Genomic DNA, 21,713 nt, shown 5'->3' on the forward strand with positions numbered 1-21,713 from the left:
GTCGCAGGATCCGCTGACCATCAAGGCGTTCCAGTACGACATCACCTGCAACGGCTACGAGATCGCCTCGGGCGGCATCCGCAACCACGTGCCGGAAGCGATGGTGAAGGCGTTCGAGATCGCCGGCTATGGCGAGCAGGAAGTGGTCGATCGGTTCGGCGGCATGTACCGCGCCTTCCAGTACGGTGCTCCGCCGCATGGCGGCATGGCGGCGGGTGTCGACCGCATCGTGATGCTGCTCTGCGGCACCACGAACCTGCGCGAGATCTCGCTGTTCCCGATGAATCAGCAGGCCATGGACCTGCTGATGGGCGCGCCCTCGGAAGCCACCACCAAGCAGCTCCGCGAACTGCACGTGCGGGTCAACCTGCCGCAGAAGTGACCACGCCGCGCTCCGCGCGCGGCACGCGTGTCAGGAATTCGTCATGCCCGGGCTTGTCCCGGGCATGCTCGTCTTGAGCACCCGGCATGACGACAAGTGAAGTGCATGGGTTGCATTCGGATGTTGCCACCGAGCCGCCGGCCGTGCTTCATCCGGTTTCCATGACCCGGAATACCGTCCGTGCGGTGGTCCGGTCAGGACATTGATTTCGAGGCCGGTAACGCGAGGCGAGACACCGCATGTCGTCCTATTCTGATGATCTCCACCAGGCGGCTCTGGCCTACCACCGCCTGCCGCGCCCCGGAAAACTCGAGATCCAGGCGAGCAAGCCTCTCGCCAACCAGCGCGACCTCGCGCTTGCCTATTCTCCGGGCGTTGCCGCTGCCTGCACCGAGATCGCCAAGAACCCCGCGGAAGCCGCCACGCTCACCACCCGCGCCAATCTGGTGGCCGTGGTCTCGAACGGCACCGCAGTGCTCGGCCTCGGCAATATCGGCCCGCTGGCCTCCAAGCCCGTGATGGAAGGCAAGGCCGTCCTGTTCAAGAAATTCGCCGGCATCGACGTCTTCGACATCGAGATCGCGGCCGACACCATCGATCGCGTGGTCGAGACCGTGGCGGCGCTCGAGCCGACCTTCGGCGGCATCAATCTCGAGGACATCCGCGGCCCGGAGTGTTTCGAGATCGAGGCGCGGCTGAAAGAGCGCATGAAGATCCCGGTCTTTCATGACGACCAGCACGGCACGGCGATCATCGTCGCGGCGGCCATCACCAACGGCCTTCGGCTCAACGGGAAGAAGCTGTCCGACGTCAAGATCGTGGCGTCCGGTGCGGGAGCGGCCGCGATCGCGACCCTCAACCTGCTGGTCTCGATGGGCGCCCAGCGCAAGAACATCTGGGTTTGCGACATCGACGGCCTCGTGCACGAGGGCCGCAACACGTCGATGGATCGCTGGAAGGCGGTCTACGCGCAGAAGAGCGACAAGCGTACGCTCGCCGACGTCATCGGCGGTGCCGACATCTTCATCGGCCTTTCGGCACCGGGTGTGCTCAAGCCCGAGATGGCCAAGGAGATGGGCGAAAAGCCCCTGATCATGGCGCTCGCCAACCCGACGCCCGAGATCATGCCGGAGGAGGCGCGGAAAGTCCGTCCCGACGCCATGATCTGCACCGGCCGCTCCGACTATCCGAACCAGGTCAACAACGTCCTCTGCTTCCCCTTCATCTTCCGCGGCGCGCTCGACGTCGGCGCCAGCGCGATCAACGAGGAGATGAAGCACGCCGCCGTCGAGGCCATCGCGCAGCTCGCGCGCGAGGCGCCGTCGGATGCGGTCGCGCAGGGCTTCGACACCGGCGAGACGCAGGGCTTTGGCCCGGGCTCGCTGATCCCGAGCCCGTTCGACCCGCGCCTGATCCTGCGCATTGCCCCGGCCGTCGCCAAGGCGGCGATCGAATCCGGCGTGGCAACGCGTCCGATCACCAATTTCGACGAATACACCGCGCTGCTCGAGCGCTTCGCGTTCCGCTCCGGCCTCGTCATGAAGCCGATGTTCGCCAAGGCCAAGACCCAGCCGGTGCGGGTGATCTATGCCGAAGGCGAGGACGAGCGCGTGCTGCGCGCGACGCAGGTGGTGCTGGAGGAGAAGGTGGCGCGGCCGATCCTGGTCGGCCGTCCCTCGGTGGTGGATGCGCGCATCAAGCGCTTCGGCCTCTCGATCCGGGCCGGCAAGGATTTCGATCTCGTCAACCCCGAGGACGATCCGCGTTATCGCTCCTACGTGCAGTCCTATGTCGAGGTCGCCGGCCGGCGCGGCGTCACTCCGGATGCGGCGCGCACGGTGGTGCGCACCAACAACACGGTGATCGCCGCCCTCGCGGTGACGCGCGGGGAGGCGGATGCCATGCTCTGCGGCGTCGAAGGCCGCTACATGCATCACCTTCGCCATGTCCGCGAGATCATCGGTTTCTCGCCAGGGGTCAGCGACTATGCCGCGCTGGCGCTGCTGATCACCAGCAAGGGCGCCTTCTTCATCGCCGACACCCAGGTCCGGCCCAATCCGAGCGCGGAGGAGCTCGCTGAAATCGCATCGCTGGCCGCGGTGCATGTGCAGCGCTTCAACATCAAGCCGAAGATCGCCTTCGTCTCGCACTCGGATTTCGGCAGCTACGACACCGATTCCTCGCGCAAGATGCGGCGGGCGACCCAGCTCCTGAAGGAGAGGCATCCGGAGATCGAGGCCGACGGCGAGATGCAGGGCGACACCGCGCTGTCCGCCGCCGCGCGCCGCATGGTGCTGCCGCACTCCAAGCTCGAGGGCGAGGCCAACATCATGATCATGCCGAACCTCGATACCGCCAACGTCGCCTATCAGATGATCAAGTCGCTCGCGGACGCGCTTCCCGTCGGCCCGATCCTGATCGGTCCGGCGCGGCCGGCGCACATCCTGACCCCGTCGGTCACCGCACGCGGCATCCTCAACATGACCGCCGTCGCCGTGGTCGAAGCGCAGGAACGTGCTGCACGGCAGCAGCCGACCTTGTTCACCTAGCGCTTCGCCCGGTCGGGGTGAGGGAGCGGTCGCTTCGCTTCCTCGTCATGCGCGGGCTTGAGCCGGGCATCCACGTCTCTCCGCGCAACGCGTGACGCCGTGGCCGGCTTGGTCAAGCCCGGCCAGGACTCCGAGAGCGACGAAGGCCACGCCGTCCACGGTTCGATTCCGCCAGGGAGCGCCAACCCTTCGCAGCGCACGTCCGATTTTGAATAAGTTGCAGTTCTCCATTTCCCTGTTTGAAAACCTCAAACGGACTCTTCATAATCCCATCAAGCGTTCGTGCTTTAGAGCATTGCCAAGAGGCCGATCATGCCAGCGTTCGTGACTTTCGGGCGAATCCTGTTCGCCGTGCTGTTCATCTACACGGGCGCCACCAAGCTGTTCGCCATCCAGGCGACGGCGGATTTCATCGCCACCAAGGTCGTGGTGCCCGACGTCATCGCGCCCTACGCGAAGCAGGTCGAGCAGGCGACCGCCATGACCACGCCGCAACTGCTGGCGATCGCGGTCGGGGGCCTCGAGATCATCGCGGGCCTGATGATCGCGCTGAACTTCGGCGCGCGCTTCTTCGCGTTCCTGCTGATCGTCTATGTCGCGGTCGCAACCGTGCTGTTCTACGATTTCTGGAACCAGGCGGCGCCCGACAACGCCAAGATGCTGGTCGATGCGCTCAAGAACCTCTCGATCATTGGCGCGCTCTGCATGATCATCGGCTATGGCCGTGCCACCCGCCCGGTGGAGGCGGCTTACGGCGACGTCTAGCTCCTTCCGCAGGCGCCCGCGCGGCGCTAGCCGGGCCTGCGCCAGGGTGTGACCGTGACGTCGTGCGCCGCGTCGAGCACATAGGGCGCGCCGGGCTTCATCCCGTGGGCGGTCAGGATCTCGTGCGGCGAGCGTTCCGGGACACCCAGGAAGCAGCCTTCGCCGCCGGGTAGCCGCACCTGCGGGGCCTCCGACAGCCAGAACGTCTCGTAGCGCTCCATGAACATGTCGAACACCACAGGACCGCCGATGATCGCGACGGTGCCGGAGGCGACGCCGGCGAATGCGCAGGCGTCCTCGAAGCGCGCATGGTCCGGATTCCACAATGTCGCGTTCGGCATCTCCGGATCGGCGGCGAGGGCCTTGACCTTGTGAGTCAGGACCAGCCGCTTGCGGCTGGGCGAGTTCGGCTGTCCCTCGTGCGAATGCCGGCCGTGCACGATCAGCGCGGCGCGATCGAGCGCCTGCTCGAAGAAGCGCTTGTCGCCCTCGAACTTCAGGCTGTCGGGCATGACGCGGGTCGCGTCGGCAAGCATGCCGTCCGCGGAGACGATGACGTAACCTTCGAAACGGAAAGACAATGGGAACGGCTATTCGGAAACGGTCGTCACCACCGAATTGACCGGGCGCTGGCTGACGGTCGGCAGCTTGACGTCCTTCAGCAGTTCCTGGTCGTATTCGGGCAGCGTCGAGACCGGCGCCTTGGCACGCATCGCCACCACCTTGAACCCGCCGGCCTTGAGACGGTTGAGCAGATCGGGCAGGGCTTCGGCGGTGTGCTTCTGGAAGTCGTGCATCAGGATGATGCCCTTGCCGAGCTTGTCGAGCTTCTTCATCACGGTATCGACGACCTTCTCGGGCTTGGAGGCCTTGAAGTCGAAGGAGTCGAGGTCGCAGGAGAAGATCGCGACGTTGCGGTTGCCGAGATAGGTGACCATCTCGGGCGGGTGCTGGAGTGCCGGGAAGCGGAAGAACGGCGCGGGCGCGATGCCGCCGAGCGCCCATTTCACGGCGCTGAAGCCCTTCTCGATCTCGTCCTTCTTCTGCTGTTCCGTCAGCTTCTTGTTGTTGAGATTGGCGTGTGACCAGGTGTGCGCGCCGACGGTGTGGCCGGCGGCATAGACCTGCTTCAGGATCTCCGGCTCGTAGGTCGAATGCAGGCCGATCGGAAAGAAGATGCCGGTGGTGCATTGATCGGCGAGGGCCTTCAGCACCGCGGGCGTGTTGCGCGGCCAGGGGCCGTCGTCGAAGGTCAGGACCACCTCGTGGTCGCGCAGGAAGTCGAGCTCCTTGAAGTGCTCGAAGCCGAAGCCGGGACCACCGGTGGTGTCGATCTCGACGGTGCGAGCGACGCCGAGCGCGTTCGGATTGTTGCAGGCGGCGCGCGCCGGCTGTGCCGGCTGCTGCGGCGGGGCCGGATTGGCGACGGCGGCCTTCGGCGCGGGTGCGGCGGCCGGGGCTGCTGGTGCCGCCTGCGCGGCGGGCGCAGGCTTTGCGGCCGGGGTCTGCGACCATGCAGCGCCTGCCATCGCAACAGACATCGCGCTTGCCAAAATCAGTCCTGCCGCCACACGCATGGTGTTGTCCTCGAGATTGATCCCGTTGTTCCGCCGTGGCTTTTCGCTTCCGGCGAAACTCATCCTGCCCCTGGTGATCCTAGCCTAGATGGTGGGCCCTCGCCATTGCAACGGCTGTTTGGCACCGCGCCACAATTGTGCCCAGGCGTGTTGGACACAGGCTTCAACTGTCGGCCAGCGCCCTGGCCACGGCGGTCTTGATCCGGGTATCGGTCGGCTCGACCGCGGATGGAAAGACCTCGGCGATATAGCCGTCGCGGCCGATCAGGTATTTGTGGAAGTTCCAGCGCGGAACGTCCTTCGGACGCGCGTCCGCGGCCCATTTGTAGAAGGGATGCGCCTTCGCGCCGACCACGACGGCCTTGGCCGCGATCGGGAAGGTCACGCCATATTGGTGATGCGCGGTCTCGGAAATCTCGCTCGTGCCGCCCGGTTCCTGGCTGCCGAAATCGTTGGAAGGGACGCCGATGACCGTGAGCCCGCGCTCGCGAAACTCGCTCCAGAGCTCCTGGAGCCCGGCATATTGCGGAGTGTAGCCGCAGAGCGAGGCGGTGTTGACGACCAGCAGCGGTCGTCCCGTGAAGCTCGCAAGGCGGATGTCGTCGCCGGACAAGGCGGCGAAGGAGAAGGCATAGGCGGGGATCCGACTCATGCCGCTGTCGGCCAGTGCAGGAGTCACGGACCCTCCCGCGGCGAAAGCTGCGGCGGTGAGTACGGTTCTGCGGTTCATCATGACGGCGTCCCCCGAAATGATCCGCGGGCACGTTACTCCGCCAAGGCGGTTCGCGTGCTCAACACCGCGTTATCGCGGGCGGTCGCGGGCTCAGCGCAGGCGGACGATGAAGTCGGTGCCTTCGCCGGTCTCGCCCTGGTTGATGCCCTGGTCGGACACGATGATCGAACCGCCGGTGGTCAGCATCTCGTTGATCCTTGCCATGGTGTCGGCGGGGATCGAGAGGCGGTCGAGCGCCTCGGCCGGGCTGTCCGATGTGATCACCGGCTTGGCGGCGACGGGGATCACGGCGGCGTTGCGCTGGCGGTGCGTGACGCGGCTGTCGCTCTCGCGCTCGGCGGAGCGGACCGAGACGGGCATCGACAGCACCGACCAACGCAGCGCGTTGGGATCGGTCTTGTCGACCTCGGCGGTGAAGACGTGGGTCCCGAGCGGCCGGTCGCTCGGGGCGATCGTGATGGGGACTTCGAACAGCGGCGCGAAATTCTGCCGCACGTAGAGCTTGGAATCCTTGCGGCTGATGAAGACCGCGATCTGGCCCGCCCGCTTCGGGGCGTCCGGCTTCGCAGCGGGTGCGGGATCGGCGACGCGGGTCTCGTCCTTCTTCGCATCGGTCGCAGCGGCCGGCGCCGTCGCCGCGACGGAGGCGTCGGGCTTTTTCGCGGTGTCGGCGGTCTCTGCCTTGACCGGCTCGGCTTTGGCCGGGTCCGGCTTCGCGGGCTCGAGCTTGGCGGCTTCGGATTTGGCGGGCTCAGCCGTGGCGGCTTCGACCTTGTCGGCAGGCTTCTCGTCCGTCGCTGCCTTGGTCGCGTCGGCGGTCGCGGCTGACTTCGTGTCCGGAGAGGTCGACTCAGCGGCCTTCGCCGCCTCGTCAGCTCGCGTCTTCGCCTGCTCGGACGCGTCAGCGATTGTCGCAGGCGTCTCGGATTTGTCGGCCGGGGCCGCAGCGTCCTCGCGGACCGGCGCATTGCCGGTCGTCACATCGGACATCACGACATGGCCGACCGTCGAGCGAAGCTCGAGCACGGCGTCGGCGCTGGCGGTCTTCGTCTCGATCGGCTTTGCGTCGGCGGCCTTGGTCTCCGCCGTACCCTTGTCGGCCTTGTCGCCAACGGTCGTCTGTGGCGCGAGGCTCACCACGGGCTGCGGCGGCACGCGGACGGAGGCGAGCAGAGGATGCGCGAAATGTTGCGGCGTCATCTGTCCGGGCGAGACGATGACGCGCGCGCCCATCCGGGTCCAGTTCCACATCTTCACCGCGAACGCCATCGGCATGCGGATGCAGCCGTGCGAGGCGGGATAACCCGGCAGCACGCCGGCATGCAGCGCGATGCCGGACCAGGTGATCCGCTGCATGTACGGCATCGGCGCGCCGCTGTAGATGTTGGAGTGGTGGAATTTGTGCTTCTGGATGACGCTGAACACACCCATCGGCGTCGAATGGCCCTTCATGCCCGTCGACACCGGCGATTCCGCGAACACGCCGTTGGTGTCGTAGACCGTCACCTTCTGCCGGTCGATCGAGACCACGATGACCAGTGGCCCCTGCGGCTTGGTTCCGGTCTCCTTCTCGGCGACGCCATCCTTCTTGCCGGCCGCGCCGCGCTTCTGCGGCTTCTGGCGCGGAATGTCAGGGTGCCGTTCCTGTCGCGTGTAGTAGGACCCGTCGGAATAGTCCGTCCAATAATAATACGCTGCGTCAGCCTGACTGGTCGTGCCGATGGCGCCCGCTGCCGTCAAAATGGCGATCTGCCATAGCCGCGCCGGTGCGGCAGAAAAACGGGACCCGTTCACGCTATTCATCCTCGAATCCACAATTCAAATCAGACGTTAGTCTCGCAGAGGGGATACGCGTTCACCAGCATGGCGGTTCTGCCATCAGCGACTTTTGTCCAAGCCGTAGCAAAAAAGCCTCACGGACCGGTAAACGGAGGATGTGGGAGCCCTCCTGATCGGCGTTTGCATGCCTACATTGCGAGGACTTGTTACCGGAGAACTTCATGTCATCTCGTTTGCCCGCACTTTCCAGCATCCGCTTGAAAGGTTTGATCTTATTCCTCCTGCTTCTGGCAGTTCCAGCGACCGGCGCGGTCGCTGCCGACGAGCCGGATCTGATCTTCCGCCGATCCACCGTGTTTAAATGGCTCAGCCCGAACGACAAGCTCGCGACCTATGGCATCGATGATCCGGAGGTCGAGGGTGTCGCCTGTCACTTCACGGTGCCGGAGCGCGGCGGCTTCAAGGGCTGGCTGGGCCTTGCCGAGGAAGTGTCGGATATCTCGCTCGCCTGCCGGCAGGTCGGCCCGATCAAGTTCAGGGACAAGATGGAGCAGGGCGACGACATGTTCCGCCGGCGCAGGTCCCTTTTCTTCAAGAAGATGCAGATCGTGCGCGGCTGCGACGCCAAGCGCAACGTGCTGGTCTACATGGTCTATTCCGACAGGCTGATCGAAGGCTCGCCGAAGAACTCGACTTCGACCGTGCCGATCATGCCGTGGGGGCCGGCCGACGCCAACATCCAGAAATGCGGCGACTTCTTCACTCAGTGACGTGTTTGCGGCTGGCCGCGAGATGCGAGCCGGTCAGCCGCACGAACATCTGCGGCACGGCTTCATAGCCGCGGCTCGATTGCAGCGTCATCGCGCCGGGCGAACCGGCGCGGCTGCGAACGGGCTGTCGATCGGCGCGGTCCGACAATTGGTCCGCCTCGCGCGCCGTTGCGCGATCTGCCGCTGTCATGACGGCCATCCCTCATGCGTGCCCGATCGTGTGATGCGGGCTCCTTGTTCCGATGGCTTTGGTCGCCGCCGATGCGTCCCCGGTTCGAGCCGGCCAGCCTTCGTTCGCGCTCTCTTCAGCAGACAAACGTAAAATGCGTGTGAAACCTTTGAGGCGAAGCATATCCGCGCCCGCACGCGGAACCCGCTTCGAGCCCGAATGCATCGTTCAGCCCGTTCGGCGTCGCCGTTCGGCTCGTCTGAAATGATTGAGGTTTTTCGCCGAATGTTTCATCGCCGCCTGGCGGATGAAACACGTCTCGCTTCGACGAAACCATTTTCCGCTTTTGGCGCATCACGCACGAAACCGAGCATGGTTATCAGGTTACCAACGACGACGGCGGAACCGGGAGAAACTTCATGCGCGCGCTCGCCTACATCCTCGCTTTCGGTTTTGCGCTCATGGGCCCCTCGGTGGCGGGCTCGATCGACGGCAACCTGCCGGGTGTCGGCACCTTCGAATATAGCGGCTCACCGATCACAACTGCGCCAGCGCAGCTGATCATCGTCGCAGCGCGCTTCTGATCGCCAACAAGAAAATCAGCCGGCAAGGCCATCATGATTGTTCGTCTCTGCGCCGCGGCATTCGTAACTCTTCTGACGATGAACGCCGTCCAGGCGCAGGTGCGTGCTCCCAGCAGGCTGCCCGATCCCCGCAGCGAGTTCGTGCGCCAGTGCGCGCCGCACATGCTGGGGCGCTGGGAGCATCCGGAAGCGGTGTGTGGCTGCCTGCATGATCATGCCGCCGCCGTCGTCGAGGATCACGACCTGCGCGAGGCGTTGTTGCGGGGCATCAGCGAAACCGGCGTGCCGACCATCGAAACCCAGTGGGTGCCGGCCGCCAAGCAGAGCGAGATCGGCCCGACCTTCACCAAGATCGCCAAGCCGACCCTGCAGTGCATGTTCGACCCGGCGAAATAACGCGTTCCCGCCTATTTCGATTTGGGACCGAACCGGGGCACGCAAGCGCTGGTGCGGGCGACGCCCTTGTCCGTCATCTTCGAGCCGCGCACTTCCTTGACCTGTCCGGCCGGGCAGGTTCCGTCGTCCACGAGCACGCGCTGGCCGAGCTTGAGATCGACGATGTCCTGTTCGCGTCCCACCGTGCCCGCGCGCGCCGCCGTAGCCAGCGCAATGGAAATCAGGAGCGAGCAGCAGGTCGCGCGGCGCAGCAGCATGGTGTGGGATCCCGGCATCATCGAGCGCGCAATCTAGGGAGCGCGGTGCGATTCTGATAGTGAAGCTTTGTCACGCCCGCCGTGGCGATTTGCCTTTCGCGCGTAAGGCGGCGCGCGATTCCCGCGCCAGCCGCTGCGCCGATGCGACGAGCAGTGGAACCGCGTGCCCGGAAAATCCCAGCACGAAACCGGGCAGCGGCCGCGTGCGCGTGTAGGTATCGGCAAGCAGCCAGCCTTCCGCGCCGGCCGCCTGCTTCGCCGCCGCGGCGATTGACGGATCGACCGCCGGGTCGAATCGGGCGACCAGATGCAGGCCCTGCGAGGGCACCGGGACCGACAAGACACCGTCGGATGCCGCTTCGAGCGTCTCAGCCAGTGCGTCGCGCGCCTCGCGATAGAGCTTTCGCACGCGTTTCAGGTTCGCGGCAAACGCGCCGGAATTGAGCATGTCGGCAACCGCACCTTCCATCAGCGTGGCGGGAAAGCGGTCGAGCGCGGCGCGTGCGGCCGTGACGTCCGCGATCAGCCGCTCGGGCAGGGCGCAGTAGCCGATGCGCAGCCCCGGAAACAACGTCTTGGCGAACGTGCCCATGTAAATCACGCGCTGCAGATGATCGATGCCGGCGAGCGACATCAACGGCGCGCCGTCATAGCGGAATTCGCTGTCGTAATCGTCTTCCAGCACGAAGGCGCCGGCCTGCCTGGCCCAATCCAGCAGTTCGAGCCGTCGCGGCATCGACATCTGCACGCCCAGCGGAAACTGGTGCGAGGGCGTCACATAGGCCGCGCGCGCGGAGGACGCGGCGGTGCGGCCTCTGGCGACGCGCATTCCATGCTCGTCGACCGGGACGGGCACCGCGCGATAGCCGCAATGTGCGATCGTCTTGCGGGCCGCGGGATAGCCGGGATCCTCGCACCAGACCTGGTCGTTGGGCTTGAGGATTGCGCTGAGCACGATGCGCAACGCATGCAGCGTGCCCGACGTCAGCATGATTTGGTCTGGATCGCAGCGCAGCCCTCGCGCCGAGAGGAGATGATCGGCGATCGCCGCGCGCAGCTCGCGGCTGCCTCGGGGATCGCCATAATGCAGATGCTCAGTTCCGAAGGCGCGCATGCGGCGTCCGACGAAGGCACGGAAACGCTGCACGGCGCGCTCGTCGATATGGGTGCAGCCGAGCGAGAACGCGCCTTGCCGCGGCGCCTCGACGACGGCCTTCGGCTTCTTCGGCGCGGCTGCGCGCGCAGGGATGCGCGCGGCGACGAAGGTGCCGGAGCCCACGATGGCCTGGGCAAAACCGTCGGCGATCAGGCGCTCATAGGCGATGACGACGGCGTTGCGACGAAAGCCGGTCTGCCTGGCCAGCGTGCGCGATGGCGGCAGCGGTTCGCCGGGCTTCACGAGGCCACCGACGATCATCTCGCACAGCGCCTGATACAGCCGGTGCGCAGCGGACGCGCCCGCCGTGATGTGCGGCCCGGCGAGGTCGAGCGGCAGCTCGGCCTTGGCCGGCGACGGAGAATTGGTCGGAATTTTTTGCATGGAATTGGCACTATCGCAGACCAAATGCGCCGGTACAACTACTTGGAATTCTTCCAATCCCGACAGGAGCGGCCGTGAGCCAAGCTGAGATCCAAGAGTCCTATCCGACGTCAGCGCGCAACCAGGTGAAGCGCCGTCACGACCGCGGCTTCTACGATCACGATACGGTGCATCGCATCCTGGATTCCTCGATGCTGTGCCACGTCTCCTACGTCATCGACGGCCAGCCCTATTGCACGCCGACCTTCTTCTGGCGGGAGGGCACAAGGCTGTACTGGCACGGATCGAGCGCCAGCCGCATGCTGCGCAACCAGACCAGGGGCGAGCGCGTGTGCCTCACGGTCGCCCATCTCGACAGCCTCGTGCTGGCGCGCTGCGGCTTCAACCACTCAGCCGACTATCGCGCGGTGATGGCGTTCGGTACCGCCTACCTCGTCACCGATCCCGCGGAGAAGGAGCGGGCGGTGATCGCCATGGTCGATCGCTTCTTCCCCGACCGCACGGCAAGCTTGCGGGCGAGCAACACGCAGGAGATCAAGGCTACATCCTTCATCGCGATGGAGATCGAGGAGGCGTCGGCCAAGGTCCGCGCGAAAGGTGTCGCCGACGACGACGAGGATTACGAACTGCCGATTTATGCGGAACGCATTCCGGTGCGCACCGTGCTCGGCGCGCCGGAGCCATGTCCGCGACTGCTCGACGGCGTGAGCCGGCCGGCGACGCTGAATGGCTATTCCGAAGGCCGGTTGCTCGAAGATGCATTGCGGGATGCCTATTTTGTGCAGTACCCGAAGGGCTGAAATCGGCTAGCCTGCGCTCCATCGATGATCTGAACACCCCGATTGGAGTTGCCTGATGGATGCCGAAACGCAGCAGAGGATCCTCGACGCCGTCGATGCCGGCTTCGACGCCCAGCTTGCGACCACCAGCCAGTTCGTCGCGATCCCCTCGACCCGCGGGGCCGAGGGGCCGTGCCAGGACATGATGGGCGACCTGCTGCGCCAGCGCGGCTACGAGGTCGACGACTGGCACATCAATGTCGACGATCTCAGGGATCTGCGCGGCTTCGGCCCGATCGAGCACGATTTCTCCAGGGCGCGTTCGGTGGTCGGGACCTACCGGCCGCAAACCAATGGCGGCAAATCGCTGATCCTCCAGGGCCACTGCGACGTGGTGCCGGCGGGCCCGCTGGAATTGTGGGATACCCCGCCGTTCTCGCCCGTGATCAAGGACGGCAAGATGTTCGGCCGAGGGGCCTGCGACATGAAGTCGGGCACCATCGGCGCGCTCTACGCGCTCGATGCGATCAAGGCCGCCGGCCTCAGGCCGACTGCGCGGATCCACTTCGAGTCCGTGATCGAGGAGGAAAGCACCGGCGTCGGTGCGCTCTCGACGCTGCAGCGCGGCTATCGCGCCGACGCCTGCTTCATCCCGGAGCCGACCGGCGGCAAGATGGTACGCTCGCAGGTCGGCGTGATCTGGTTTCGTCTGCGCGTGAAGGGACACCCGACCCATGTCGCCTTCGCCGGCTCGGGTGCGAATGCGATCATGGCGGCGTATCATTTGATCCAGGCGATCCAGAAGCTCGAGATCGAGTGGAACGAGCGTGCCAAGGCCGATCCCCATTTCAAGACGCTCGACCATCCCATCAATTTCAATCCCGGCATCATCAAGGGCGGCGACTGGGCCTCCAGCGTGCCGGCCTGGTGCGACGTCGATTGCCGCATCGCCATTCTGCCTGGCTGGTCGGTGGCAGACCACCAGAAGGAGATCATGGCCTGCGTGGCGGCCGCCGCGCGCAACCACCGCTTCCTTGCCAACAATCCGCCGGAGATCGAATGGTCCGGCTTCCTGTCGGAAGGCTACGAGCTGACCGGCGCCGCGGCGCCGGAAGCCGCTTTCGGGAAGGCGTTCAATACCGTGTATGGCGGCGCGGTCGAGGACCTCGTCTTCACCGCGCTCACCGATACCCGCTTCTACGGTCTCAATTACGGCATCCCGAGTCTTTGCTTCGGCCCCAGCGGTGGGGAAATGCACGGCTTCAACGAATATGTCGATCTGGAGTCGCTGAAGAAATCCACCAAGGCGATGGCGCTGTTCATCGCGGATTGGTGCGGGGTGGAGAGGGCCTAGGCCTCTTCCCGTCGTCATTGCGAGCGCAGCGGCGCAATCCGAGCCAGGGAGCAGTCTGGATTGCTTCGCCGCTGCGCGTCTCGCCATGACGATCTGCCAGATCCTCCTTGGGGTGTACGGAAATATCTTGCCGTCAGCTGCCCGAAACGCGGGCGCGCCCAAATACTTTAAGCTTAAAATAAAGACTAGGAGGCGGCCTCCGCCGGTGGCAGACTGCCGTCCAGCGGCACGCCGAGTCCGCTGAGGAAACATGATGCGCGATTGGGATGATGCTTATGCCAATTCGGCCCATATCCCGGGCTCGGACAAGCTGCCGGCGCTATGGGCGGAGCGGGCCGCTGCCTATCGCGCCGGCCTCAGGGATTTTCGTGCGGACATCGCCTATGGCTCGGGTGAACGCCAGCGCCTCGACCTGATCCTGCCCGACGGAGACAGCAAGGGGCTCGTCGTGTTCGTCCATGGCGGCTACTGGATGCGCTTCGACAAGTCGACCTGGACCGATCTCGCCGAGGGCGCGCGACATCACGGCTGGACCGTCGCCCTGCCGAGCTACACGCTGACGCCGGCCGCGCGCATTTCCGACATCACCGCCGAGATCACCGCAGCGACCGCCAAGGCGGCGTCACTCGTCGCGGGACCGATCCGGCTCGCCGGCCATTCCGCCGGCGGCCATCTCGTCACGCGCATGCTGTGCGACGACAGCCGGCTCGAGCCTGCGGTCTACAACCGCATCGCCGGCACGCTGTCGATCAGTGGTCTGCACGACCTTCGCCCGCTCCTGAAGACAGGGATGAACGACACGTTCGGCATGACGATGGAAGAGGCGACGCTCGAAAGCGCCGCGCTGCATCTGCCTCGCGGGCATTCGCCTGTCACCGCCTGGGTCGGAGGCGGCGAGCGGCCCGAATTCATCCGCCAGTCCGATCTGATGGCCAATGTCTGGACCGGGTTCGACGTGCCGACGCGCCTCGTCGTGGATCCCGGGCTCAACCATTTCACCGTCATCGACGGACTGAAGGATCCGTCGTCACCGATCACCTCGCGGCTGATCGGCCTCGATTGAGCGAAGCGGGGATGATCGATCGAAAGGGCCTGTCATGACGTCCAGCGATTACGATCCTGCAAGCGAAGGCGCCGAGACCGATTTCGCCCGGCGCATGTCCTATGGCGACTATCTGGCGCTGGATGCCATTCTCGGCGCCCAGCACCCGCTGTCGGAAGCGCATGACGAGATGCTGTTCATCATCCAGCATCAGACCACCGAACTCTGGATGCGGCTCGCCATCCACGAGCTCAGCGCCGCGCGCCGGGCCATCGCCAGGGACGAGGTCTCGCCCGCCATGAAGATGCTGGCGCGGATGTCGCGGATCTTCGAACAGCTCAACAACGCCTGGGACGTGCTGCGGACCATGACGCCGAGCGAATACACCCGTTTCCGCTCGCAGCTCGGCCAGTCCTCGGGTTTCCAGTCGCGTCAGTACCGGCTGATCGAGTTTCTGCTCGGCAACCGCAACCACGCCATGCTCAAGCCGCACGCTCACGATCCGGAGACGACGAAGCTGCTGGAGGCCGAGCTCGCGACGCCCAGCCTCTATGACGAGGTGCTGCGGCTCGCCGATCGCCACGGTCTCAAGATGCCGGCGGCGGTGCTGGCGCGCGATGTGCGCGAGACGCACAGTTTCAACGAGGGCGTGCTGCAGGCCTGGCGTGTCGTCTACGAGGCGCCAGAAACCCACTGGATGCTGTACGAACTCGCCGAAAAGCTGGTCGATTTCGAGGATTATTTCCGCCGTTGGCGCTTCAACCACGTGACGACGGTCGAACGCGTCATCGGCTTCAAGCGCGGGACCGGTGGCACCGGTGGCGTCAGCTATCTCAAGCGCATGCTCGAGGTCGAGCTGTTTCCAGAACTCTGGCGCGTGCGTACGATCCTGTAGGGATGTCCATGGCAAAGCTTCGCGTCTATGAGGACACCAAGGCGCTGTTCCATCTGCCCGACGGCGTGACCTATCTCGACGGCAATTCGCTCGGCGCGCTGCCGCTCGGGGTTGCCGAGCGCGTCAAGCACGTCATCACGACCGAATGGGGCAACGAGCTGATCCGCGCCTGGAATAGCGCCGGCTGGTACGCCCAGCCGCGCCACGTCGGCGATCGCATCGCGCGGCTGATCGGCGCGGAAGCCGGCTCGGTGATGGTCGGAGACACGCTGTCGCTCAAGGTCTACCAAGCACTCGCCGCCGCGCTCGACATGAACCCGTCGCGCAGGGGTGTGCTGTCCGACACCGGCAATTTTCCGACCGACCTCTACATGGCCGAAGGCCTGATCGCGACGCTCGGACGCGGCCATCAACTGCGGCTGGTGGCACCGGAGGAGATCGAGGCGTCCCTGTCGGAGGAGATCGCGGTGCTCTACGTCACCGAGGTCGACTACCGCACCGGCCGCCGCCACGACATGGCGGGGCTGACCGCGAAGGCCCATGCGCTCGGCATCGTCACCGTCTGGGATCTCGCGCATTCCGCGGGCGCGCTGCCGGTCGATCTCGCTGGATGCGGCGCAGATTTCGCCGCCGGATGCACCTACAAATATCTCAACGCCGGTCCGGGCGCGCCGGCTTTCCTCTATGTCGCGCCGCGCCACGCCGATCGGGCGCGCGCCGCGCTGTCCGGCTGGATGGGGCACGCCAAGCCGTTCGCATTCGATCTTGCCTATGCACCCGCGGGCGGCATCGAGCGTATGCGCGTCGGCACCCCGCCGGTGCTGGCGATGGCCGCGCTGGAAGCGTCGCTCGACATCTGGGATCGCGTCGACATGGCCGAGCTGCGCGCTCGCTCGCTGGCGCTCGGCGACCTCCTGATCGCCGAGGTCGAGCGTCGCTGCCCGGCGCTCAAGCTGGTGACGCCGCGCGTGCACGAACGCCGCGGCTCGCAGGTTTCGTTCGCGTTCGACGGCGGCTATGCCGCCATGCAGGCGCTGATTGCGCGGGGCGTCATCGGCGATTTCCGCGCGCCCGACATCATGCGCTTCGGCATTACACCGCTCTATGTCGGCGAAGCCGAGGTGACGAAGGCGGCCGAGATCATCGAAGAGGTGATCGCCGGCGAGGTGTGGCGACGGCCCGAATACCAGGTGGTGAACGCGGTGACGTAAAGCATCTGGCCCGCTGCAATTGCGAGTGAAGCGCCCGGCAGAGACGTTATGGACCGCCTCGCTCTGATGAGGTTCGGGACCTCAAGCGCGCTCACCCCACAGCGCCGCCACGATGGCATCCAGACCGTCCGTCAGTGCCGCCGGACCGGGCTGCAGTATGATCGGCGACTTGATCTCGACGATCCGGTCGTCGCGCACGGCCGGAATCTCATTCCAGCCGTCGCGTGCCCGGATGCGGGCAGGGACGACCTTCTTGCCGCACCAGGAGGCGAGGATGATGTCGGGACGGGCTTGGCGCACCGCGTCAGGTGAGACGATGCGATCCTTGGCGGCCTGCTGGTGGCGCAGCTGCGGAAAGATGTCTTCACCTCCGGCGATCTCGATCAGCTCGGAGACCCAGCCGATGCCAGAGATCAACGGGTCATCCCATTCCTCGAAATAGACCTTCGGGCGCGGCGAGGGGCGGGACATTGCCGCGATCGCGGCGAGGCCCCTTTCGAAGCCCTGGGCGAGGTCGTCCGCCCGCGCCGCCACACCCACCAGCGCACCGAGCGTGCGGATCATCGCCAGGATTCCGGCGACGTCGCGCTGGTTGAAGACGTGGACGTCGACGCCGGCGCGGACGAGGTCCGCGACGATGCCGGCCTGGAGATCGGAGAAGGCCAGCACGAGATCGGGTTCCAGCGCCAGGACTTTGGGAATGTCCGCGGACACGAAGGCCGAGACCCGCGGCTTCTCCCGGCGGACCTGCGGAGGGCGCACCGCATAGCCGGACACCCCGACGATGCGGTCCTGCTCGCCGAGCAGGTACAGCGTCTCGACGGTCTCTTCGGTCAGGCACACGATGCGGCGGGGCGGGAAGTGGCGCATGGCGCGACCATATGCAGAATGATCCGGCCGATGTCACCGTGGCCATTACCTCGGACGTCATTGCTTTGCCGCCCGGAGCGATTCACGCTGAGGTCACAACGAATTGGGAGGAGATCCGATGACGCCGCTCGAGAAACTTAAAGCGATGAAGATGCCGTTCGCCGAGCTCAAGGGCGTCGAATTCGTCGAAGCCGAGAAGGATCGCGTGGTGGCGCGGATGACCGTGAGGCCCGATCTGTGCACGCTTCGCCATACGATCCACGGCGGCGCGGTGATGGCGTTCGCGGATTCCGTCGGGGCGGCCGCGACGGTGATCAACCTGCCGGAGGATGCCAAGGGCACGACCACGCTGGAGAGCAAGACCAACTTCATCGGCGGAGCCAAGGAGGGAACCACGGTCATCGCGACCGCCACGCCGGTCCATCGGGGCCGCCGAACCCAGGTCTGGACAACCCGGCTGGAGACCGAGGACGGCAAGCTGGTCGCCGTGGTGACCCAGACGCAGCTGGTCCTCGTATGATTACGGGGGCCTTGATTTTGTTAACGAATTGGTCCCCTAGGTGCCTCTAACTTGGGCAGCGCTTCATCTTGAAAAATATATTGCAACGCACAATATAGGAAGCCTAGGGATTCGAACGCCTCCTCGAGGGATACCAAGAGGAGTTTTGACGTGGCACTTGAAGACATCACCCGCGTAAGGTCCGTTCCGGGCTATGTGCGGACCTTGAGCCAGCAGGAAGAGTTGCCGCTCTTGCGCGACCACCTGCTGAGGCTCGATCCCGAGAGCCGGCACGACCGCTTCAACGGCTTTCTCGACGACAGCTTCATCGAGCGCTATGCCGCCCGCTGCGCCGAGGACGGCACGGTGATCGTCGCCTATGTCGTCGACGGCGTGGTTCGCGGCGCGGCGGAGCTGCATCCGCCGGAAGGCGATTCGCTGCCCGAGGTGGCGTTCAGCGTGGAAGCATCCGCGCGCCGCCAGGGCGTCGGCTCGGTGTTGTTCCGTCGCCTGATCGCCGAGGCGCGCTGGAAGGGCCACAAGCGCCTGCGCATCACCACGGGTGCGGAAAACCACGCCATGCGGGCGCTCGCGAAGAGGTTCGGCGCGCACCTGCAATTCCGCCATGGCGAATCGACCGGCACGATTGATCTCGCCAAGACGCCGGAGGCCGAGTTCGCCGATCTGGCGGCGGCGCCGTTCACGGCCGGCCGCGCCTTCCTCAGCTTCAACTCGACCTGCTGGAAGCTGATCTCCAGCATGTACGGCCATCGCGCAGCCTGAGGCGGAAGCGGACTGGAATCAAAAAGCGGACCGGCGTGGCCGGTCCGCTTTTGTATGGGCGTCGCTGAAAATCAGCGTTCAGGTGCCGATGCGCTTGTCGTTGCCGAAGCGGCGGACGACGCGACGTTCGACCACGACCGAGCGCTGCGCGCCCTGTTCGCCGGCGATCACGCGCGTGGCGGTGATGCGGCTGTTGGTGCGGGCCTGCTTCTTCACCTCGGCCTGAACGACGTCGAGCGGCATCCCCATGAGAGCGGCGGCAATCTCGGCCTGCTGATCCTGATCGTCGGTGATGCCGACGGCGGCAAAGATCGCCTCGTCCAGGGTCGGCGGATCGTGGCGGACGCGCCGCGTGCCGTATTTGGTATTCCAATCTGCGCTCATAGGGGCCTCGTTTTGATCCGGGATACCTAGTGCGGCATATGTTGCATTGCAATATGAATTCGTCGCGGCATTTCAGCCATTCTTGTCATGCATCGGTCAGATGTCAGGGCGGTGACGCGACGGTCGAATCCGGCTCAACCTTCTGCTGCGGCCAGCGTCGCAGCGCTGCCTGTCCGGCTTCCGTCAGCCCGTAGATTCCCCGCTCGGCCCGCGCGAACCAGCCATAGACGTTGTGCAGCAGGATCTTGCCGGCATCGGGACAGCGTTCGCGCAATTCGCGGACGCGCCGCGGGCCGTCGGAGAGCGCGGACGCGCAGGCCAGCGCCTGCTGCCGATAGGCCGTCATGATCGGTGAACGGGTGCTGCCGCCGAGTACGGGATCGCCCTGGCGACGCTGGTGCTCCGCAACGAGGCGCGAGCGAACCTTCGGCTCGCGCCGCGGCGCCGCCGTCGGCGGTTTCACCAGCACCTCGACCTGGCCGCGGTCGGTGACGCCAAGCATGCCGAAGCCGAGCCGGCGGCACAGATTGCGGTAGCGCGCATCGCTCTCGCGTCCCTTGCCGCGCGCCGACATCCTCGCGGCGATCCAGACCTCGTCGCCCGCCGGTGCGCGATCGACCGCCTGGAGGATCAGTTCGAGATTGAAGGCGAGCTTGAGTTCGCCGATCACCACGACCGGTGGATCGCCGGCGCTGAGGCCCACCAGATCGCAGCCGCCGATCTCGCCCTTCACCGTGAAGCCGAGTTCTTCCAGGAAGCGTTTGACGGGCAGATAGAGCGCGGTTTCCACGGGGTGTCCGATCGGAGAATCAGTTGCGGCCAGTCTAGAGCCTTCCCGGCGCCAATTGAATCCGGGCCGAGCCCGGACGATCCGATCGACGGCTACACCCGTCCGCTCACCGGGATCAGCGCGCCGGTCATTCCGCTGGCGGCATCGCCGGCTAGGAACAGGATGACCTCGGCGAGTTCCTGCGGCGTGACCCATTTGGAGAAGTCGGCCTTCGGCATGTCCGCGCGATTGGCCTTGGTGTCGATGGTCGAGGGGAGCACCGCGTTGACGGTAACCTTGCCCTTCCACTCGTTCGCCAGCGCCTCGGTGAGGCGATGCACGCCTGCCTTCGACGCCGCATAGGGACCCATGCCTCCGCCGGCCTGGAGCGCGCCCATCGCGCCGATGTTGACGATGCGGCCGGCCTTGGACGCGGCCAGGTGAGGCAGCGCCGCGCGCGAGGCGTTGAGCGCGGTCAGCACGTTCAGAGCATGCATGCGCTGCCAGGTCTTGGTGTCGCCGTCGCCGACGGTCTCGAAGGCGAAGCCGCCGGCGATGTTGATCAGCGCGTCGAGCCCGCCGAAATGCGCAGCCGCAGCTTCGATCGCCGTCTTCGCCTGGGCCGCGTCGGAGAGATCGACACCGCCGATCTCGATGCGTTCGGCGGTCGCGGGAATCTGCGAGGGCGCATGATCGATGCCGGCAACACGCGCGCCGCGCGACTGTGCGATGTCGGCGACCACCTTGCCGAGCGCTCCGAGCGCGCCGGTCACGGCTATGATTTTTCCCTGCATGCTGCTCTCCGTCGCTTCGGTCTGCCTTGACTATTGCTCCCTGCGAATTGGACTTGCAACGGCGAGGCCTTCAGGGCTGAATGTTCCGCGCAACCTAGGGTCGCCAGGACGGTCTTGAATGTCAGATATCGAGTTTCCGCCCGAGATCGTGGATCTGAAATTTCCGCTGCAGCATTTCTGGCAGGCGGTGAACGGATCGGGTCCCGTGCGGATCGTGGCGATGGGATCATCCTCCACGGCAGGGCGAGAAGATGTCGTGCCTTATCCCTACCGGCTCGAGATGTATCTGAGGCAGCATTACCAGGGCGTCGAGCCGCGGCCGGCCATCCGGATCGACGTGCTGAACCGGGGCAAGGGCGGAGAGGAAGCGAACGAGGAATTGCAGCGCTTCGATACCGATATTTACCCTGACAACCCCGCTTTGGTCATCTGGCAGGTCGGAACGAACGCGGTGTTTCACAACGACCAGTACGACGTCGACGACGTCGCCGCAAAAATCGCGGAGGGGCTCGCCAGGCTGAGCGGCCGGGGCTTCGACGTTCTGCTGATCGATCCGCAATATGTGACGAAGATGCTATGGGATGATCGCGCTGAACTCTCGGACAGGATGGTGCGTCGCATCCGGGCCGCGGCCGAACGCGCCGAGGTGAATCTGTTCCGGCGATGGGCCCTGATGCGGCACTGGCACGTGCAGAACAACGTGTCCTTCGAGCAATTGGTCGACACCACCGATCCGGACAAGCTGCATCAGAGTGACTGGAGCACCCAGTTCGTATCGAAGGCGCTTAGCGCCGCGATCACCAAAGCCGCGGCGCCCGGAAGTTGAGGCGCC

Annotated in this window: 25 protein-coding genes; 14 read left to right on the forward strand and 11 right to left on the reverse strand. The window is 65.5% G+C overall.

The annotated features are described in order from the left end of the window. The 3 genes from QM712_RS09870 to QM712_RS09880 form a co-directional block, all read left to right on the forward strand. On the forward strand, window positions 1–382 hold a 382-nt coding region (locus QM712_RS09870), incomplete at its 5' end, for an amino acid--tRNA ligase-related protein (protein ID WP_415022900.1). 239 nt (window positions 383–621) lie between these two features. Beyond that, a complete protein-coding gene (locus QM712_RS09875) occupies window positions 622–2,931 on the forward strand; it encodes an NADP-dependent malic enzyme (protein ID WP_415022901.1) in 2,310 nt (769 codons plus the stop codon). A 312-nt stretch (window positions 2,932–3,243) separates the two neighbouring features. Continuing rightward, entirely contained in the window at window positions 3,244–3,696 is a 453-nt protein-coding gene (locus tag QM712_RS09880; protein ID WP_415022902.1) for a DoxX family protein, read from the forward strand. A gap of 26 nt (window positions 3,697–3,722) precedes the next feature. Here the strand turns inward: QM712_RS09880 and QM712_RS09885 are convergent, their stop codons facing one another. The 4 genes from QM712_RS09885 to QM712_RS09900 form a co-directional block, all read right to left on the reverse strand. Next, entirely contained in the window at window positions 3,723–4,277 is a 555-nt protein-coding gene (locus tag QM712_RS09885; protein WP_415022903.1) for a dihydrofolate reductase, read from the reverse strand. A 9-nt stretch (window positions 4,278–4,286) separates the two neighbouring features. Then, window positions 4,287–5,273 (reverse strand): polysaccharide deacetylase family protein, encoded by a 987-nt coding sequence (locus QM712_RS09890; RefSeq protein ID WP_415022904.1) that lies wholly within the window; start codon window positions 5,271–5,273, stop codon window positions 4,287–4,289. A 163-nt stretch (window positions 5,274–5,436) separates the two neighbouring features. Continuing rightward, window positions 5,437–6,006 carry a glutathione peroxidase gene (locus tag QM712_RS09895; protein WP_415022905.1) on the reverse strand — a complete coding sequence of 190 codons (570 nt, stop codon included), beginning with the start codon at window positions 6,004–6,006 and terminating at the stop codon, window positions 5,437–5,439. A gap of 90 nt (window positions 6,007–6,096) precedes the next feature. After that, window positions 6,097–7,809: a L,D-transpeptidase family protein gene (locus QM712_RS09900; protein ID WP_415022906.1), complete on the reverse strand. Its 1,713-nt coding sequence runs from the start codon at window positions 7,807–7,809 to the stop codon at window positions 6,097–6,099. 197 nt (window positions 7,810–8,006) lie between these two features. Between QM712_RS09900 and QM712_RS09905 the strand changes: the two genes are divergently transcribed. Next, window positions 8,007–8,555, forward strand: coding sequence for a CreA family protein (locus QM712_RS09905; RefSeq protein ID WP_415022907.1), 549 nt, complete (start codon window positions 8,007–8,009; stop codon window positions 8,553–8,555). Here QM712_RS09905 and QM712_RS09910 read toward each other — a convergent pair. Then, complete coding sequence (locus tag QM712_RS09910; RefSeq protein WP_415022908.1) at window positions 8,545–8,745, reverse strand: hypothetical protein; 201 nt, start codon at window positions 8,743–8,745, stop codon at window positions 8,545–8,547. The genes QM712_RS09905 and QM712_RS09910 overlap by 11 nt on opposite strands. Before the next feature lie 398 nt (window positions 8,746–9,143). On the opposite strand from QM712_RS09910, the gene QM712_RS09915 reads away from it, so the two are divergent. Together QM712_RS09915 and QM712_RS09920 are read left to right on the forward strand one after the other, a co-directional pair. Further along, entirely contained in the window at window positions 9,144–9,308 is a 165-nt protein-coding gene (locus QM712_RS09915; protein ID WP_415022909.1) for a hypothetical protein, read from the forward strand. Window positions 9,309–9,341: 33 nt separating this feature from the next. Continuing rightward, window positions 9,342–9,704 (forward strand): hypothetical protein, encoded by a 363-nt coding sequence (locus QM712_RS09920; RefSeq protein WP_415022910.1) that lies wholly within the window; start codon window positions 9,342–9,344, stop codon window positions 9,702–9,704. A gap of 11 nt (window positions 9,705–9,715) precedes the next feature. Here QM712_RS09920 and QM712_RS09925 read toward each other — a convergent pair whose 3' ends face one another. After that, complete coding sequence (locus QM712_RS09925; RefSeq protein WP_415022911.1) at window positions 9,716–9,961, reverse strand: DUF6719 family protein; 246 nt, start codon at window positions 9,959–9,961, stop codon at window positions 9,716–9,718. 70 nt (window positions 9,962–10,031) lie between these two features. Continuing rightward, complete coding sequence (locus QM712_RS09930; protein ID WP_415022912.1) at window positions 10,032–11,501, reverse strand: PLP-dependent aminotransferase family protein; 1,470 nt, start codon at window positions 11,499–11,501, stop codon at window positions 10,032–10,034. A gap of 74 nt (window positions 11,502–11,575) precedes the next feature. Between QM712_RS09930 and QM712_RS09935 the strand changes: the two genes are divergently transcribed. The 5 genes from QM712_RS09935 (at window position 11,576) to kynU (ending at window position 16,782) form a co-directional block, all read left to right on the forward strand. Next, on the forward strand, window positions 11,576–12,301 hold the full coding sequence (locus QM712_RS09935) for a pyridoxamine 5'-phosphate oxidase family protein (RefSeq protein WP_415022913.1): 726 nt from the start codon (window positions 11,576–11,578) through the stop codon (window positions 12,299–12,301). Window positions 12,302–12,356: 55 nt separating this feature from the next. Then, window positions 12,357–13,634 (forward strand): ArgE/DapE family deacylase, encoded by a 1,278-nt coding sequence (locus tag QM712_RS09940; RefSeq protein ID WP_415022914.1) that lies wholly within the window; start codon window positions 12,357–12,359, stop codon window positions 13,632–13,634. Window positions 13,635–13,887: 253 nt separating this feature from the next. Then, the gene (locus QM712_RS09945) at window positions 13,888–14,697 is read left to right on the forward strand and encodes an alpha/beta hydrolase (protein WP_415022915.1); all 810 of its coding nucleotides are present in this window, start codon (window positions 13,888–13,890) and stop codon (window positions 14,695–14,697) included. 34 nt (window positions 14,698–14,731) lie between these two features. Continuing rightward, window positions 14,732–15,571, forward strand: a complete 840-nt coding sequence (gene kynA, locus QM712_RS09950) for a tryptophan 2,3-dioxygenase (RefSeq protein WP_415022916.1) — start codon at window positions 14,732–14,734, stop codon at window positions 15,569–15,571. Between the two features lie 8 nt (window positions 15,572–15,579). Next, complete coding sequence (gene kynU / locus QM712_RS09955; protein WP_415022917.1) at window positions 15,580–16,782, forward strand: kynureninase; 1,203 nt, start codon at window positions 15,580–15,582, stop codon at window positions 16,780–16,782. An 81-nt stretch (window positions 16,783–16,863) separates the two neighbouring features. Here kynU and QM712_RS09960 read toward each other — a convergent pair whose 3' ends face one another. Next, entirely contained in the window at window positions 16,864–17,652 is a 789-nt protein-coding gene (locus QM712_RS09960) for a cobalamin-binding protein (RefSeq protein ID WP_415022918.1), read from the reverse strand. Window positions 17,653–17,770: 118 nt separating this feature from the next. Here QM712_RS09960 and QM712_RS09965 point away from each other — a divergent pair, with 118 nt between their 5' ends. Together QM712_RS09965 and QM712_RS09970 are read left to right on the forward strand one after the other, a co-directional pair. After that, a complete protein-coding gene (locus QM712_RS09965; RefSeq protein WP_415022919.1) occupies window positions 17,771–18,172 on the forward strand; it encodes a PaaI family thioesterase in 402 nt (133 codons plus the stop codon). A gap of 150 nt (window positions 18,173–18,322) precedes the next feature. Then, entirely contained in the window at window positions 18,323–18,934 is a 612-nt protein-coding gene (locus tag QM712_RS09970) for a GNAT family N-acetyltransferase (RefSeq protein WP_415022920.1), read from the forward strand. A 78-nt stretch (window positions 18,935–19,012) separates the two neighbouring features. Here the strand turns inward: QM712_RS09970 and QM712_RS09975 are convergent, their stop codons facing one another. The 3 genes from QM712_RS09975 to QM712_RS09985 form a co-directional block, all read right to left on the reverse strand. Next, window positions 19,013–19,318, reverse strand: a complete 306-nt coding sequence (locus QM712_RS09975; protein WP_415022921.1) for a hypothetical protein — start codon at window positions 19,316–19,318, stop codon at window positions 19,013–19,015. Window positions 19,319–19,421: 103 nt separating this feature from the next. Then, window positions 19,422–20,108, reverse strand: coding sequence for a DUF2161 domain-containing phosphodiesterase (locus QM712_RS09980; RefSeq protein WP_415022922.1), 687 nt, complete (start codon window positions 20,106–20,108; stop codon window positions 19,422–19,424). A gap of 92 nt (window positions 20,109–20,200) precedes the next feature. Continuing rightward, on the reverse strand, window positions 20,201–20,881 hold the full coding sequence (locus QM712_RS09985) for an SDR family oxidoreductase (protein WP_415022923.1): 681 nt from the start codon (window positions 20,879–20,881) through the stop codon (window positions 20,201–20,203). Window positions 20,882–20,999: 118 nt separating this feature from the next. Between QM712_RS09985 and QM712_RS09990 the strand changes: the two genes are divergently transcribed. Further along, window positions 21,000–21,707 (forward strand): SGNH/GDSL hydrolase family protein, encoded by a 708-nt coding sequence (locus QM712_RS09990; RefSeq protein WP_415022924.1) that lies wholly within the window; start codon window positions 21,000–21,002, stop codon window positions 21,705–21,707. Window positions 21,708–21,713: the final 6 nt, after the last annotated feature.

This window comes from Bradyrhizobium sp., assembly GCF_047605465.1.
In the GTDB taxonomy this organism is placed as follows: domain Bacteria; phylum Pseudomonadota; class Alphaproteobacteria; order Rhizobiales; family Xanthobacteraceae; genus Bradyrhizobium.

Excerpts from the sequence above, each read along its gene's own strand:
- QM712_RS09945 (WP_415022915.1), top strand. The coding sequence starts at position 13,888 with ATGCGCGATTGGGATGATGCTTATGCCAATTCGGCCCATATCCCGGGC.
- QM712_RS09875 (WP_415022901.1), top strand. The coding sequence starts at position 622 with ATGTCGTCCTATTCTGATGATCTCCACCAGGCGGCTCTGGCCTACCAC.
- QM712_RS09915 (WP_415022909.1), top strand. The coding sequence starts at position 9,144 with ATGCGCGCGCTCGCCTACATCCTCGCTTTCGGTTTTGCGCTCATGGGC.
- kynA (WP_415022916.1), top strand. The coding sequence starts at position 14,732 with ATGACGTCCAGCGATTACGATCCTGCAAGCGAAGGCGCCGAGACCGAT.
- QM712_RS09925 (WP_415022911.1), bottom strand. The coding sequence starts at position 9,961 with ATGCTGCTGCGCCGCGCGACCTGCTGCTCGCTCCTGATTTCCATTGCG.
- QM712_RS09940 (WP_415022914.1), top strand. The coding sequence starts at position 12,357 with ATGGATGCCGAAACGCAGCAGAGGATCCTCGACGCCGTCGATGCCGGC.
- QM712_RS09890 (WP_415022904.1), bottom strand. The coding sequence starts at position 5,273 with ATGCGTGTGGCGGCAGGACTGATTTTGGCAAGCGCGATGTCTGTTGCG.
- QM712_RS09965 (WP_415022919.1), top strand. The coding sequence starts at position 17,771 with ATGACGCCGCTCGAGAAACTTAAAGCGATGAAGATGCCGTTCGCCGAG.
- QM712_RS09990 (WP_415022924.1), top strand. The coding sequence starts at position 21,000 with ATGTCAGATATCGAGTTTCCGCCCGAGATCGTGGATCTGAAATTTCCG.
- QM712_RS09910 (WP_415022908.1), bottom strand. The coding sequence starts at position 8,745 with ATGACAGCGGCAGATCGCGCAACGGCGCGCGAGGCGGACCAATTGTCG.
- QM712_RS09900 (WP_415022906.1), bottom strand. The coding sequence starts at position 7,809 with ATGAATAGCGTGAACGGGTCCCGTTTTTCTGCCGCACCGGCGCGGCTA.
- QM712_RS09975 (WP_415022921.1), bottom strand. The coding sequence starts at position 19,318 with ATGAGCGCAGATTGGAATACCAAATACGGCACGCGGCGCGTCCGCCAC.
- kynU (WP_415022917.1), top strand. The coding sequence starts at position 15,580 with ATGGCAAAGCTTCGCGTCTATGAGGACACCAAGGCGCTGTTCCATCTG.
- QM712_RS09905 (WP_415022907.1), top strand. The coding sequence starts at position 8,007 with ATGTCATCTCGTTTGCCCGCACTTTCCAGCATCCGCTTGAAAGGTTTG.
- QM712_RS09880 (WP_415022902.1), top strand. The coding sequence starts at position 3,244 with ATGCCAGCGTTCGTGACTTTCGGGCGAATCCTGTTCGCCGTGCTGTTC.
- QM712_RS09985 (WP_415022923.1), bottom strand. The coding sequence starts at position 20,881 with ATGCAGGGAAAAATCATAGCCGTGACCGGCGCGCTCGGAGCGCTCGGC.
- QM712_RS09920 (WP_415022910.1), top strand. The coding sequence starts at position 9,342 with ATGATTGTTCGTCTCTGCGCCGCGGCATTCGTAACTCTTCTGACGATG.
- QM712_RS09895 (WP_415022905.1), bottom strand. The coding sequence starts at position 6,006 with ATGATGAACCGCAGAACCGTACTCACCGCCGCAGCTTTCGCCGCGGGA.
- QM712_RS09960 (WP_415022918.1), bottom strand. The coding sequence starts at position 17,652 with ATGCGCCACTTCCCGCCCCGCCGCATCGTGTGCCTGACCGAAGAGACC.
- QM712_RS09930 (WP_415022912.1), bottom strand. The coding sequence starts at position 11,501 with ATGCAAAAAATTCCGACCAATTCTCCGTCGCCGGCCAAGGCCGAGCTG.